Below are 13,437 nucleotides of genomic sequence, written 5' to 3'. Positions count from 1 at the left end.
ACACCGGGTGCGGTACGGCGACGGCTACCCTGCTGGGGTGAGCAGTGAGCAGAACCCCACCCCGGACCCCGCGGCCGCCGAGGGCCCCCGTCCGCGCCGGCTGACCTGGGCGGCGGCGCTGGCCGCACTGGAGGGGGCCGCGCTGGTGGCCGGCGGCGTGTGGACGTTCGTCCTCGGTCTCACCGGTTCCCCGGACGACCGGCAGCAGGCCGTCACGCTGGGCATCACCCTGATCGTGCTGGCCCTGCTGCCGCTGCTCGCGGCGCGCGGGCTGCTGCTGCGCCGCAGCTGGAGCCGGGGGCCCGCCGTGATCACCCAGCTCATGGCCCTGCCCATCGCCTACAGCCTGCTCAAGGCCGACAGCGCGGCCGTCCCGGCGGGCATCGTCCTCGCGGTGGTGGCGGTGGCGGCACTGGTCCTGCTGATCAACTCCGAGACCACACAGGCCCTGGGGATCCGCGGCCCGGGCCGCCGGGAGGAGCCCTAGCGCGCCGCGGCAGGGGAGCGCGCCGGGCCAGTGGACGGATCGGTGGGGGCACCTCGTCACGCGAGGATGCCGCTCAAGGGGCAGGCCCTGTTCCCCGGCGGGTTGCGCCTTCGGGTTCGGGCCCGTTTCCACTGAGGGGCGCCGCTGCGACCGGCTCTCGCCGTCGGGAAGGGCGCCCGGTGGGCCCTACTACTCCTCCACGAGCAGCTTCTCCCGGAGCTGGGCCAGCGTCCGGGCCAGCAGGCGGGAGACGTGCATCTGCGAGATGCCGACCTCCTGTGCGATCTGCGACTGGGTCATGTTGCCGAAGAACCGAAGGAGAAGGATGCGCTTCTCTCGCGGCGGTAGGTCTTCGAGCAGTGGCTTGAGGGACTCGCGGTACTCGACCCCCTCCAGCGCCTCGTCCTCCGCGCCGAGCGTGTCGGCCACCGCGGGGGACTCGTCGTCGGTGTCGGGGACGTCCAGGGAGAGCGTGGAGTAGGCGTTGGCCGATTCCAGCCCCTCCAGGACCTCCTCCTCCGAGATCGCCAGCTTCTCGGCCAGCTCGTGCACGGTGGGGGAGCGGCCGTGCTGCTGCGACAGCTCCGCCGTGGCCGTAGTGAGCGCGAGCCGCAGCTCCTGCAACCGCCGCGGGACGCGCACCGCCCAGCCCTTGTCCCGGAAATGCCGCTTGATCTCGCCGACGACCGTGGGCGTCGCGTACGTCGAGAACTCCACCCCGCGCTCCGGATCGAACCGGTCCACGGACTTGATCAGGCCGATGGTCGCGACCTGGGTGAGGTCGTCGAGCGGCTCGCCGCGATTGCGGAACCGGCGTGCGAGGTGCTCGACGAGCGGCAGGTGCATCCGGACCAGCCGGTTGCGCAGCTCCGCATACTCGGGACTGCCGTCCTCGAGCCCGCGCAGCTCGACGAACATGGCGCGCGCCCCGCTGCGGTCCTGAGGATCGTGCTGCGTGCCGGAAACGCCCTGGGCGCCCGGCGCGTCGTCCCCGGAGTATCGCTCGTGCTCGCTCATCGTCCCGCCCGTAGTCTTTCCCCGAGCCCTGGCCTCCGCCCGGACCGGGGATGCGACCCCGGCCCGTCCCGCCGAAGGCGCGCTCTGCATGGCACCGTCCCGGTCGGCCTGCTCGGAGTGGTCCTCCGGATGCGGCCTGGCCTGTTCGGGGATGCCGTCGATGCCGTCCGCCGTGCGCCGAGATCCGCTCGGGGCGACCTCGCCCGCGGCGGGCAGCTCCCGTGTGCCGCGCTCCTCGTCCTGCATCGGCCCGTCCCCGTTCCTCACGCCGGCCCGGGTCCCGCGCCGCGCTGTTTGTACAGGCTGATCGACACGGTCTTGTCCTCGTCGACGGCCGACGAGACCTTGCCCGCCAGGGCCGACAGCACGGTCCAGGCGAAGGTGTCCCGCGAGGGCGCGTGCCCGTCCGTGGTCGGCGCCGACACCGTGACCTCCAGCGAGTCGTCGACGAGGCGGAAGACACAGCTGAGCACGGAGCCGGGCACGGCCTGCTGGAGCAGGATCGCGCATGCCTCGTCCACCGCGATGCGCAAGTCCTCGATCTCGTCCAGGGTGAAGTCCAAGCGGGCGGCGAGTCCGGCCGTGGCCGTCCGCAGCACCGACAGGTAGGCACCCGCAGCCGGCAGCCGGACTTCCACGAAGTCCTGGGTCGCGGGCTCGCCTGCGATCTGGGACACCCTCACCTCCAAGGTGGTACAAGCTTTACAGGGCCGAGGGTCGCCCCCCGGGATAACGCGATTCCTGGTTCAGCGGTGACGCTATCGCGCTCGGAACGTTCTGTCCCCGCGACCCCAACCCCCTGGCGTCACTCACAGTAAAGCTGTGAATACGCTCCGTGTCTAGGGGTCTGCGGGCCCAAATGGGAAGAGCGCGCGCCGGGTTGACGTACCCAGACGTCAGACGGCCGAACCGTCCGAACTGGTCGTCGACATGCAGTGTCACACGAGGACGTGGTCGACGAAGCACCAGCGCCAGTCCTCGCCCGGCTCGAAGGTCCGCATCACCGGGTGACCGGACCGCTCGTGGTGCCCCGTCGCATGTCTTCCCGGCGACGAGTCGCAGCAGCCGACGTGGCCACAGCTCAGGCAGAGCCGCAGTTGCACCGGATGCGTGCCCTGTGCGAGACACTCCGGGCAGGTCTCGTTCTGGGGTCTCGGCTCCGGGTGCGGCAGCGCGTCGGCGTGCGTGCACTGTTTCATGATTGCCAGATTACGACGGGTGTGCGGTTGGCCGCGCGGAAAACGAGGGCGGGGCGAGGACATGGACGTGATGCCGCTGCTGTTGCTGGTGGCGGGCAGTGCGGCGGTGGCCGGGGCGGCCCGGCGCACCGCGGTGCCGGCACCGCTGCTGCTGGTCGCGGTCGGCCTGGCGGTCTCGTACGTACCCGGGGTGCCCGGGTACACCCTCGACCCCGAGGTGGTGCTCCCGCTCCTGCTGCCCCCGCTGCTGTACACCTCGGCGAGCGACAGTTCGTACCTCGACCTGCGGGCGCAGCTGCGGCCCGTGGCGCTGCTCTCGGTGGGGTACGTGCTGTTCGCGACCTTCGTCGTCGGCTGGGCGGTCTATCTGATCGTGCCCGGGATACCGCTGACCGCCGCCCTGGTGCTGGGCGCGGTGGTGGCGCCGCCGGACGCGGTCGCCGCGACGGCGGTCGCGCGCCGGGTCGGACTGCCCGCCCGGATCACCACGATCCTCCAGGGCGAGTCCCTGCTGAACGACGCCACCGCGATCACCGCGTACCGGGTGGCCCTCGCGGCGGCCGTCGGCGAGGGCGCCACCTGGCTCGGCGGGATCGGCGAGTTCCTGCTCGCGGCCGTCGGCGGCGTCGGCATCGGGCTGGTGCTGATGGCGCCGCTCCACTGGCTGCGCACCCATCTGAAGGAACCCCTGCTGCAGAACACGCTCTCCCTGCTGATCCCGTTCGTCGCCTACAGCGTCGCCGAGCAGGTGCACGCCTCCGGGGTGCTCGCGGTCGTGGTCGTCGCGCTCTATCTGGGACACCGCGCGTGGGAGGTCGACTTCGCCACCCGGCTCCAGGAGGACGCGGTCTGGCGGATGGTCGCCTTCGTGCTGGAGTCGGCGGTCTTCGCCCTGATCGGACTGCAACTGCCGGTCGTCCTGCGGGGGCTCGGGGAGCACGAGGGCGTCGCGGCCGCGGGGTACGCGGCCGTCCTCTTCCTGGTGGTGGTCGCCACCCGGTTCGTGTGGGTGTATCCGGCGGCGTTCCTGCCGCGGCTGCTGTCCGCGCGGGTCAGGGAGCGCGAGCAGAACCCCACCTGGCGCGGCGCGATGGTCACGGCATGGGCCGGGATGCGCGGCGTGGTGTCGCTGGCCATCGCCTTCTCGATCCCGCTCACCGTGCACGGCGGACACCCCTTCCCACAGCGCAACCTGATCCTCTTCCTGACCTTCACGACGGTCATCGGGACGCTCGTGGTGCAGGGGCTGTCGCTGCCCCCGCTGATCCGGCTGCTGGACTTCCCCGGCCGCGACCCGCAGGCCGAGACCCTGGCCGAGGCCAATGCCCAGGCGCAGGCGTCCCGGGCGGCGGAGGTCCGCCTCGGCGAACTGCTCTCGGACGAGCGCAACGCCCTGCCGCCGCCGCTCGCCGACCGCCTCCGCGCCGTCCTGGAACGCCGCCGCAACGCCGTCTGGGAACGGCTCGGCGCGGTGAACCCGGTGACCGGGGAGAGCGTCGACGACACCTACCGTCGGCTCTCCCGGGAGATGATCAGCGCCGAACGCGATGTGTTCGTACGGCTGCGGGACGGCCGCTACATCGACGACGAGATGCTGCGCACGCTGCTGCGCCGGCTGGACCTGGAGGAGGCGGCGGCGTACCGGGAGGCGGCCTAGGGTCCCTTTGATGAGTCTTTGCGGCGTCGGGGCGGCTCGGCAGCGCCCTGAAGGGCCGCGGGAAACCCGTGACCGGGGATGCCACCGTGGCCGCCCGCCCGTCATGGCCCGGCCGCGGTGGAGTCCCTACGGTTCTGGGAAGGGCCGGCCCGTGATCACGGCCGCGACGGTCGTACCGGGCGGGAAGGCACCCTCCTCCGCCAGGACGAGGAGTCCGTAGAGCAACTTGGCGACATAGAGACGTTCCACCGGCAGGCCGTGGCGCTGTTCGAAGTCCTCGGCGAAGGCGTCGAGTTCGGGGCTGGTGCGGGCGTACCCGCCGCAGTGGAACCGGTCGTCGAGCGACCAGGAGCCGCGGCGGGCGCCGAAGGCATCCTCCTGGAGGGCCCGCACCTCGGCGGCCAGGAACCCGCCTCTGAGGACCGGTATGCCCAGGGCGCGCTGATCGGGCGCGAGTCCGGCGGCGAGCCCGGCCAGCGTGCCGCCGGTGCCGCAGGCGACCGCGACGACGTCGGCGTGCCCGCGCAGTTCCTCCCCCAGCGCCCGGCAGCCGCGCACGGCCTCGGCGTTGCTGCCGCCCTCGGGGACGACGTACGCGTCCTCGGCGCCCGTCGCGTGCAGCAGGGTGCCGAGGGTTTGCGGGTCGGTCTTCCCACGGTACGTCGATCGGTCGACGAAGTGCAGACGCATGCCGTCGGCCGCGCAGCGGGCCAGGGAGGGGTTGAGGGGACGGCCGGCCAGTTCGTCGCCGCGGACCACGCCGACCGTGGGCAGACCGAGCAGGCGGCCCGCGGCGGCCGTGGCCCGCAGGTGGTTGGAGTAGGCGCCGCCGAAGGTGACGATCGTCCGCCCCTTCGCCGCGGCCAGATTCGGTGCCAGCTTGCGCCATTTGTTGCCGGTCAGCTCCGGGTGGATCAGGTCGTCGCGCTTGAGCAGCAGCCGGACACCGTGCCGGGCGAACCGGTGGTCGCCGACGGCCTCGGTGGGCGACGGGAGACGGGCGGCGAGAGGCACACGACTGACCATCACACCATTGTCACCGGGCGCCGGACACCGGCCCCGGTGGCACGCGGTGGAACGCGAAGGCACGCGGCGGAACGCGATGGACGGCCGGCGGGACCGGAGCCGGGAGCAGGGGATCCGGGGCGGCCCCGCCCGCCGGTCCTTCAGGCGTTCCGGGCGGTCAGTCCTTCAGGCGTTCCTTGACGCGTTTTCGCAGCCGGCTCATGGTGAAGCCGCGGGGGTCCACCTTGCCCGGCTGCCACTCCAGATGACCGGTGACCGAACGTTCCGTCCAGCCGTGGTGGCGGCAGATCGCCGCGGACACCTTCTCGATCGCCGTCAGCTGGGCCGCGGGCCACGGGTCCTTCCCGTCGCCGAGGTTCTCGCACTCGAAGCCGTAGAAAGAGCGATTGCCGTCGGTGTCGGCCTCGTTGTCGGCCGGCGGCGACTTCTCGGCGATCACCGCGCGGAGCACGTCGTCGTCGCCGGGCCCCGCGTGGTTGGCGCGGCCGTAGCCGACGAGATGGACCCGGCCGTCCTTGGTGATCACGCATGGCACAGCGGGCCCGGCAGTTCGGCGTGGCCGTCCCGGCAGAGCTCCACGGTCAGGTCGCTGCCCCCGGTCACCGTGTGGTGGATCATCACCCCGTGGACGGGCCCCCACGGCCCCTTGTGGTTGCGATTGTGATGTTTCCAGTCGCCGACTTCGACGACCGTGACACCCTCTGCTCTCAGGGTGTCCCGAAAACGGGTCGCGGACATGGGTGAGGCCATGGACGCCTCCTTCGCACCGGGCCGCAGTCACTTGTTGCGACCGATCGACCACGGTAAGTTTTAGTGAAATCAGACGTCCTGGCTACTTCGTTCGGGTGGTGTGCGAGCCGATCCGGACACCCCGCGCGCCCGGCGCCGCCCGGCGTGAAAGAGCCTTCTTTCTGCCCACTAATGCGATGATCCATTCCCGCTCTTTCGGGTAATGGTGCAGCAACGTTCCGTGCTGGAAGGCTGGTCGCGAGCAAGGCCGATGCCCGGCGCAGTTCGGTGCCGGTGCAGACTGGGAGGGCAATTCTCTATGTCGGTAGGCGAAGAGGTCCGCACGGATCAGGGCAGGCCGCAGCAGTCTCTGGACACGGCGGCAGCGCGGAACCTGGCCACCACCACCAAGTCCGCGCCCCAGATGCAGGAGATCAGCTCCCGCTGGCTGCTGCGGACACTTCCCTGGGTGAACGTGCAGGGTGGCACGTACCGAGTGAACCGTCGGCTGACGTACGCGGTCGGAGACGGCCGCATCACTTTTGTGAAGACCGGCGACCGCGTCGAGGTGATCCCCGCCGAACTGGGCGAACTGCCGGCCCTGCGGGCGTACGAGGACGGTGACGTCCTCTCCGAACTGGCCCAGCGCTGCCGCCAGCGGGACTTCGCCCCCGGCGAGGTGATCGCCTCGTTCGGCAGCCAGACCGACGAGGTGTACCTGCTGGCGCACGGCAGGGTGGAGAAGCTGGGGACGGGCCCGTACGGCGACGACGCGGTCCTCGGGGTCCTCGCCGACGGCGCCTACTTCGGCGACCAGGCGCTGCTCGACCCGGACGCCATCTGGGAGTACACGGCCCGCGCGGGCACGACGTGCACCGTGCTGATCCTGTCCCGTCAGGACTTCGAGCAGGTCGCGGAGCGCTCGGACTCCCTGCGCGAGCATCTGCGGCAGCTGCGCGCGATCCCGGCCCAGCGCACCAACAAGTACGGCGAGAAGGCGGTCGACCTCGCGGCGGGCCACCGCGGCGAGCCGGACATCCCGCACACCTTCGTCGACTACGAGGCGAAGCCCCGCGAGTACGAGCTGAGCATCGCCCAGACCGTGCTGCGCATCCACACGCGCGTGGCCGACCTGTACAACCAGCCGATGAACCAGACCGAGCAGCAGTTGCGGCTCACCGTGGAGGCGCTGAAGGAGCGCCAGGAGCACGAGCTGGTCAACAACCGCGAGTTCGGCCTGCTGCACAACTGCGAGTACGACCAGCGGATCCAGCCGCACGACGGCGTACCCGGCCCGGACGACATGGACGAGCTGCTCAGCCGGCGGCGCGGCACCAAACTGTTCCTCGCCCACCCGCGCGCGATCGCCGCGTTCGGCCGCGAGCTGAACAAGCGCGGGCTCGTCCCGGAGACCGTCGACATCGGCGGCAACCGTATCCCGACCTGGCGCGGAGTACCGATCTACCCGTCCAACAAGATCCCGATCAGCGAGGCGCGGACGACCTCGATCATCGCCATGCGTACCGGCGAGGAGGACCAGGGCGTCATCGGCCTGAGGCAGTCCGGTATCCCGGACGAGATCGAGCCGAGCCTGTCCGTCCGCTTCATGGGCATCAACGAGCAGGCCATCATCAACTACCTCGTGACGGCCTACTACTCGGCGGCGGTCCTGGTGCCGGACGCGCTCGGCGTCATGGAGAACGTCGAGATCGGCCGGTGGAGGTGACGTTTCCGCACTTCGCGGCCGTGTTCCCGCCCACCCGGGCGGGTACACCCTCGGGATACCAGCCCAGCCGGGGTGGCATCGCCACCGTCCGCGGACTCCGCGAGGGGGAGCCATGGCCGAGTTCATGACGGAGACGAAGCAGTGCCCTGCCGGGGGACCCCGGGCCGGTGACCCGCAGGCGCCGGGGGACCGGTCACGGCCCGCCCGGGAGGGCGGGCCCCCGCCCGACGGACACGAGGCCACGGCCGTCCTGGACCGGACCCGGGAGTCGGTCGACCCCGAACTGCGGGCCGCCGTCGAGTCGCTGCCCGGTGCCATGCGCCGGATCGCGCGCTACCACTTCGGCTGGGAGCACGCGGACGGCACGCCGGCGGCGGGCAACGCGGGCAAGGCGATCCGGCCCGCGCTCGTCCTCACCGCGGCCTCGGCGCTCGGTGGATCCGGGGCGCGGACGGCGGCCCTGCGGGCCGCCGCGGCGGTGGAGCTGGTGCACAACTTCACCCTGCTGCACGACGACGTGATGGACCGGGACACCTCACGCAGGCACCGGCCCACGGCCTGGACCGTGTTCGGCGTCCCTGACGCGATCCTCGCCGGGGACGCGTTGCAGGCGCTGGCCCTGCGGCTGCTCGCCGTGGATCCGCATCCCGCGTCCCGGGCCGCCGCCGCCCGGCTCGCGGACTGTGTGGTCGAGCTGTGCGAGGGCCAGCACGCGGACACGGCGATGGAGCAGCGCGCCCCCGACGAGGTCCGCCTCGACGACGTGCTCGTCATGGCCGAGGCCAAGACCGGCGCGCTGATCGGCTGCGCCTGTGCCCTCGGCGGGCTCTACGCGGGCGCGGACGACGAAGCGGTCGCGGCGCTGGACGCGTTCGGACGCCAGGCCGGGCTCGCCTTCCAGCTGATCGACGACGTCATCGGGATATGGGGTGACCCGGAGCGCACCGGCAAACCGGCCGGTGCCGACCTCGCCGTCCGCAAGAAGTCGCTGCCGGTCGTCGCGGCCCTGACCTCCGGCACACCGGCGGCGGCCGAACTGGCCGAGCTGTACGGACGGCCGTACGACGAGAAGGACCTGGAGCGGACGGCGCAAGCCGTGGAGCGCGCGGGCGGCCGGGACTGGGCCCAGGTGCAGGCGGCCGACCGGATGTCGCGGGCGATGCAGGAACTGGTCCGCGCGGTGCCCGATCCGGAGGCGGCCGGGGGCCTGCTCGCGCTGGCCGAGTTCGTCACCCGCCGCAGCAGCTGAGGCTCACCTTCCGCCTGCGAAAGGGCCCCGGAGCCACCACCGGGACGTGCGGCTCCTGACCCCGCACGTACCCGACGGCTCCGGCCCGCCGGTCCCGCGCGCTCCGCGGTGCGCGGGACCCGTCGAACTTCCGTCGCGCCCGGCCCGAGGGGCCCCCGACCCGCCACAGCGGGCGCCGGTCCCGGGCCCGTCCTACGCTGTCGCCATGGACAGCGAGGAACACGCCTGTCCCGTCTGCGGACAGCCCGTCGAAACAGTCGTCAAGCGGCACAAGACCCTGGGCGCCTGGGTTCCCGTGTGGGGCCCCGGCCCGTGCCACAACCCCCGCTGCGCGGCCTGCGCCGGCGCCGCCGCCGAACGGTCCCCTCGCGGGCCCCGGGAGACCCGCGCGAAGCGGCACTGAGCGGCACTGACCCTGTCCCCGCGCCGGGGCCGGCACCGTCCGCGGGCACGGGCGGTCCGGCCGAGGCCGTAGCGTGACCCCATGCCGAAACTCCCGTACATCCTCCACATCACGGAACGTGCCCTGTGGGACGCGGCCCGCGAGCGCGGCACGTATGAGATGTCCACCCGTGGCCGCACGCTGCGCGAGGTGCCCTTCGTCCACTTCTCCTCCCGCGCCCAGCTCCCGCGCGTGGCGGCCTTCCTGTACGGCTCGTACGACCGTCCCGGGGATCTGGTGGTCCTGGTCGTGGACCCGGCGCTCCTCGGCGTACCCGTGCGGTGGGAGGCGGTGGAGCCGGACGGCGAGGAGTTCCCGCACGTCTACGGGCCGGTGCCGGTCGGGGCCGTGGTGGACGTGGAGCCCTGGGGGTGACGTCGCCGGGGGGACGGCGCCGGGCATGGCGCTTCGCGATGGTGCTGTGGGCGCTGGCCGTGGCCGGCGGTGGAGGACTCACACTGTGGCTCCAGGCCGGGACCGGCCCCCGGGAGCCCTACGTCTGGGAGCGGACCCGGACCACGCCCGCACCGCCGCCCGTGGCGGACGGGGACGACGGCGGGTGCCCGCGCAGGCCCCCCGCCGTACCGTCGGCCGCACCGTCGAGCCTGCCCCCCGCCCTGCCCAGCGGACCGGACATCATGGTCTGCGCATACGCGAGCCTGTCTCACCGCTGACCCCCGGCGCCGGCGGACCGCCCGTCTCCGGATCCCGCCGGGTCAGGCAGTACAGGCCGCCCGCCGGGTCGCGCAGCACCGTCCAGTGCGGGCCGTGGGCCACGACGGCGGCGCCGAGCACCTCGTGGCGCGCCAGGACAGCGGCGACGTCCGCGCAGGCCAGGTCGGGGTGGGCGGTGGCGGGCCGCTCGTCCCGGAGCCGCTGGAGCAGGATCCGGACGGGCAGCCCCGGCGGCGGACGCAGCACCCGGAACTCGGGAAGCGAGCCGGTCAGCGGCTCCCAGCCGGTCAGCCCGGCCCAGAAGGCGCACTCGGCGTCGTAGGCGGACGGCGGGATGTCCAGGCACACCTGGTCCAGTCGGCTGCCGTCCACCACCGCGGGCCGGACCGCCTCCCCGTGCCAGGGCACGGCACAGAACAACAGCCCGGCCGGTGAGCGCAGCACGCACCACCCCACGTGCTCGGCGACCGGGACCGCACCGAGGTCCCGGGCGACCGCTGCGAACGCCCCGACATCGGCCACCGAGAAATCGAGATGCGCACCGCCCGCCCCCGCCTCGACACCCTGCACCTTCACGCAGGCGTCGCCGTCGGACGGCAGCAGGGTCACGAACTCGTCGCGGGCACCGCGGAATTCCGAGAGCCCGGTACCGGTGACGGCCGTCCAGAAGTCACGGGCCGCGCCGACCCGGTCGGCGGGCCGGTCGACGAAGGCATAGGTCCAGCGGATGCTCACGCGCCGATCGTAGGCGGCCGGGCCGGGCCGCCCCGGGAAACAGAGAACCGCACCCGGCCCAGCAGGACACCGTGGTCGGCGCCCCGGGGACCGGGTGCGGCGGGGAGACCCTGTGATCGAGGAGAGCGCAGGGCAGAAGGCACTCGGGAAGATCAGGCCTTCTTGGTCTCCCAGAAGATCTTGTCGATCTGGGCGATGTAGTCCAGCGCCTTCTGGCCCGTCGCCGGGTCCTTGGACGCCTTGGCGGCCGAGAGGGCCTTCAGGGTGTCGTTGACCAGCTGGTGCAGCTCCGGGTACTTCTCGAAGTGCGGCGGCTTGAAGTAGTCGCTCCAGAGCACGGAGACGTGGTGCTTCGCCAGCTCGGCGCGCTGCTCCTTGATGACGGTGGCACGCGTCTGGAAGTGCGGGTCGTCGTTGCCGGCCATCTTTTCCTGGACGGCCTTCACCGACTCCGCCTCGATGCGGGCCTGGGCCGGGTCGTACACACCGCAGGGCAGGTCGCAGTGCGCGCTGACCTTGACCTTGGGGGCAAACAGGCGGGAAAGCATGGAGCATTCCTTCCTCGTGATCGTCTTCTCAGGTGGGACATTACTCCCTGAGAAGCGGGATTTCGCGAGTGCCCCCGTGGGCTTAGGACAAAAGTCCAGGGTCAGACTGGGACTGGTGGAGGAACGGACCGGGGAGGTGCCGGCGATGCCGGAGCTGTCGCAGGAGATCGAGCGGGGGAGGGCCGTGCCCTTCGGGCTGGCCGAGGTGTCGGGGCCGTCCATGGTGCCGACGCTGTATCACGGGGACTGGCTCGTGCTGCAGTACGGCGCCCGGATCAGGCCAGGGGACATCGTGGTCCTGCGGCATCCCTTCCAACAGGATCTGCTCGTGGTCAAGCGTGCCGTGGAACGCCGCGAGGGCGGCTGGTGGGTGCTGGGGGACAACTCGTACGCGGGTGGTGACAGCACCGACTACGGGGCCGTGCCCCAGGAGCTGGTCCTCGGCCGGGTCCGGCTGCGGCTGCGGCCGCGCAGGCCGGATCAGCGTTCGCCGCTGGCGCTGGTGGGCTGGGCCCTGTCCGCGGTCAGGCCGGTGCTCCCGGACCGGTCGGCCTCCAGGCGTTTGCGGGCCCGGTAGGCGGCCACGTTGGCGCGCGTGGCACAGCGGTCGGAGCAGTAGCGCCGGGAGCGGTTGGTCGAGGTGTCCAGGTAGGCGTTGCGGCAGGGAGCCGCCTGGCACAGGCCCAGACGGTCCACGCCGTACTCGGTCAGGTGGAAGGCCAGGCCCATGGCGGCGGTCGCCGCGTAGCCCGCGGTGGCGTTCGACGGGTGGTCGGCGAGGTGCATGTGCCACAGCGGGCGGCCGTCGTCGTCCCGGTGGTCGTGCCCGGAGATCTGCGGGCTGACCGGGAATTCCAGCAGCAGCGAGTTCAGCAGGTCGACCGCCAGCGTCTCGTCGCCCTGATCGGCGGCCTCGAAGACGGCGCGCAACCGGGCCCGCACCGAGCGGAAGCGGGTGACGTCGGCGTCGGTCGCGCGACGGGCCGCCGACTGGTTGACGCCGAACAGACCGCGGACGGCCTCGACCGTGGTGAGCGAGTCCTTGCCCCGGAGCGGCTCCTCGCTGTTGACGAGGCGTACGGCGTAGTCCGAGTAATAGGCCAGTTCCACTTGTAGTCCTTACGGTGGCACTCTATGGTCGGGGATGCGATCCGGTAAGAGGCGGTCGCACTTCCAGGGTATTACGGACCTTCGCAGTGGAGGGGTTGCGATGACGGACGCGCACGCGGTCACCACGGGTGCCGACTGGCGGGCCTGGCAGGAGAGCTGGGACCGGCAGCAGGAGTGGTACATGCCCGACCGCGAGGAACGCTTCACGATCATGCTCGACATGGTGGAGAGCTGCGTCGGCACCGCGCCGCGCGTGCTCGACCTCGCCTGCGGCACCGGCAGCATCACCGCCCGGCTGCTCAAGCGCTTCCCGCAGGCCGTCAGCACCGGAGTCGACCTCGACCCCGCGCTGCTCGCCATCGCCGAGGGCACCTTCGCGGGCGACGCACGGGTCAGCCTCGTCACCGCCGACCTCAAGGACCCGCAGTGGCCCGCGCTGCTGCCGTACGACTCGTACGACGCGGTCCTGACCGCCACCGCCCTGCACTGGCTGCACAGCGACCCCCTCGCGGCCCTCTACGGTCGTGTCGCGGACCTCGTGCGCGACGGCGGTGTCTTCATGAACGCGGACCACATGATCGACGACACCACGCCCCGGATCAATGCCGCCGAGCGCGCCCAGCGGCACGCCCGCATGGATCAGGCCAAGAACGCCGGCGCCCTCGACTGGGCCGAGTGGTGGCAGCTGGCCGCGAACGACCCGGTCCTGGCCGGACCGACGGCCCGCCGTTACGAGATCTACGGGCGTGCAGATCTTTAACTCGTCTTTTTGATCTTGGTTTGGGTGGGGTCGGAAGCGAGGAACCTTGCGACGTCGGCAGATGTACGGAGGCGGGC

Annotated in this window: 15 protein-coding genes and 1 pseudogene; 8 read left to right on the top strand and 8 right to left on the bottom strand. The window is 72.0% G+C overall.

The features are described 5' to 3' along the window. Nucleotides 1–37: 37 nt before the first annotated feature. Complete coding sequence (locus ACFY2B_RS40840; RefSeq protein ID WP_390768129.1) at nt 38–487, top strand: hypothetical protein; 450 nt, start codon at nt 38–40, stop codon at nt 485–487. 189 nt (nt 488–676) lie between these two features. Here ACFY2B_RS40840 and ACFY2B_RS40835 read toward each other — a convergent pair whose 3' ends face one another. The 3 genes from ACFY2B_RS40835 to ACFY2B_RS40825 form a co-directional block, all read right to left on the bottom strand. Then, the gene (locus ACFY2B_RS40835; RefSeq protein ID WP_390768128.1) at nt 677–1,750 is read right to left on the bottom strand and encodes an RNA polymerase sigma factor SigF; all 1,074 of its coding nucleotides are present in this window, start codon (nt 1,748–1,750) and stop codon (nt 677–679) included. A 17-nt stretch (nt 1,751–1,767) separates the two neighbouring features. Next, nucleotides 1,768–2,181: an anti-sigma regulatory factor gene (locus ACFY2B_RS40830; protein WP_004925829.1), complete on the bottom strand. Its 414-nt coding sequence runs from the start codon at nt 2,179–2,181 to the stop codon at nt 1,768–1,770. Nucleotides 2,182–2,442: 261 nt separating this feature from the next. Further along, complete coding sequence (locus ACFY2B_RS40825) at nt 2,443–2,703, bottom strand: UBP-type zinc finger domain-containing protein (RefSeq protein WP_376534499.1); 261 nt, start codon at nt 2,701–2,703, stop codon at nt 2,443–2,445. A 61-nt stretch (nt 2,704–2,764) separates the two neighbouring features. Between ACFY2B_RS40825 and ACFY2B_RS40820 the strand changes: the two genes are divergently transcribed. Then, nucleotides 2,765–4,360 (top strand): Na+/H+ antiporter, encoded by a 1,596-nt coding sequence (locus tag ACFY2B_RS40820; protein WP_390768127.1) that lies wholly within the window; start codon nt 2,765–2,767, stop codon nt 4,358–4,360. A 126-nt stretch (nt 4,361–4,486) separates the two neighbouring features. On the opposite strand, the gene ACFY2B_RS40815 is transcribed toward ACFY2B_RS40820, so the two are convergent. Further along, nucleotides 4,487–5,386, bottom strand: coding sequence for a 1-aminocyclopropane-1-carboxylate deaminase/D-cysteine desulfhydrase (locus ACFY2B_RS40815; RefSeq protein WP_390768126.1), 900 nt, complete (start codon nt 5,384–5,386; stop codon nt 4,487–4,489). A gap of 157 nt (nt 5,387–5,543) precedes the next feature. Next, nucleotides 5,544–6,136, bottom strand: a pseudogene (locus ACFY2B_RS40810) (N-acetylmuramoyl-L-alanine amidase). A 298-nt stretch (nt 6,137–6,434) separates the two neighbouring features. Here ACFY2B_RS40810 and ACFY2B_RS40805 point away from each other — a divergent pair. The 4 genes from ACFY2B_RS40805 (at nt 6,435) to ACFY2B_RS40790 (ending at nt 9,907) form a co-directional block, all read left to right on the top strand. Then, entirely contained in the window at nt 6,435–7,841 is a 1,407-nt protein-coding gene (locus ACFY2B_RS40805) for a family 2B encapsulin nanocompartment shell protein (protein WP_390768125.1), read from the top strand. A gap of 124 nt (nt 7,842–7,965) precedes the next feature. Then, on the top strand, nt 7,966–9,090 hold the full coding sequence (locus tag ACFY2B_RS40800; protein ID WP_390768165.1) for a family 2 encapsulin nanocompartment cargo protein polyprenyl transferase: 1,125 nt from the start codon (nt 7,966–7,968) through the stop codon (nt 9,088–9,090). A 205-nt stretch (nt 9,091–9,295) separates the two neighbouring features. Then, nucleotides 9,296–9,493, top strand: coding sequence for a hypothetical protein (locus ACFY2B_RS40795; RefSeq protein ID WP_390768124.1), 198 nt, complete (start codon nt 9,296–9,298; stop codon nt 9,491–9,493). A gap of 81 nt (nt 9,494–9,574) precedes the next feature. After that, nucleotides 9,575–9,907 (top strand): DUF952 domain-containing protein, encoded by a 333-nt coding sequence (locus tag ACFY2B_RS40790; RefSeq protein WP_390768123.1) that lies wholly within the window; start codon nt 9,575–9,577, stop codon nt 9,905–9,907. A gap of 261 nt (nt 9,908–10,168) precedes the next feature. Here the strand turns inward: ACFY2B_RS40790 and ACFY2B_RS40785 are convergent, their stop codons facing one another. Together ACFY2B_RS40785 and sodN are read right to left on the bottom strand one after the other, a co-directional pair. After that, complete coding sequence (locus ACFY2B_RS40785) at nt 10,169–10,942, bottom strand: VOC family protein (protein ID WP_390768122.1); 774 nt, start codon at nt 10,940–10,942, stop codon at nt 10,169–10,171. A gap of 152 nt (nt 10,943–11,094) precedes the next feature. Next, nucleotides 11,095–11,490 carry a superoxide dismutase, Ni gene (sodN, locus tag ACFY2B_RS40780; protein WP_376534473.1) on the bottom strand — a complete coding sequence of 132 codons (396 nt, stop codon included), beginning with the start codon at nt 11,488–11,490 and terminating at the stop codon, nt 11,095–11,097. A gap of 145 nt (nt 11,491–11,635) precedes the next feature. Between sodN and sodX the strand changes: the two genes are divergently transcribed. Then, nucleotides 11,636–12,067 carry a nickel-type superoxide dismutase maturation protease gene (sodX, locus tag ACFY2B_RS40775; protein ID WP_390768164.1) on the top strand — a complete coding sequence of 144 codons (432 nt, stop codon included), beginning with the start codon at nt 11,636–11,638 and terminating at the stop codon, nt 12,065–12,067. Here sodX and ACFY2B_RS40770 read toward each other — a convergent pair. Beyond that, the gene (locus ACFY2B_RS40770) at nt 11,971–12,600 is read right to left on the bottom strand and encodes a CGNR zinc finger domain-containing protein (RefSeq protein ID WP_390768121.1); all 630 of its coding nucleotides are present in this window, start codon (nt 12,598–12,600) and stop codon (nt 11,971–11,973) included. The genes sodX and ACFY2B_RS40770 overlap by 97 nt on opposite strands. A gap of 100 nt (nt 12,601–12,700) precedes the next feature. Between ACFY2B_RS40770 and ACFY2B_RS40765 the strand changes: the two genes are divergently transcribed. Next, nucleotides 12,701–13,360 carry a class I SAM-dependent methyltransferase gene (locus ACFY2B_RS40765; RefSeq protein ID WP_390768120.1) on the top strand — a complete coding sequence of 220 codons (660 nt, stop codon included), beginning with the start codon at nt 12,701–12,703 and terminating at the stop codon, nt 13,358–13,360. Nucleotides 13,361–13,437: the final 77 nt, after the last annotated feature.

It is taken from the genome of Streptomyces sp. NPDC001270 (assembly GCF_042896695.1).
GTDB lineage: Bacteria > Actinomycetota > Actinomycetes > Streptomycetales > Streptomycetaceae > Streptomyces.
This window is presented reverse-complemented; position numbering and strand designations above follow the sequence as displayed.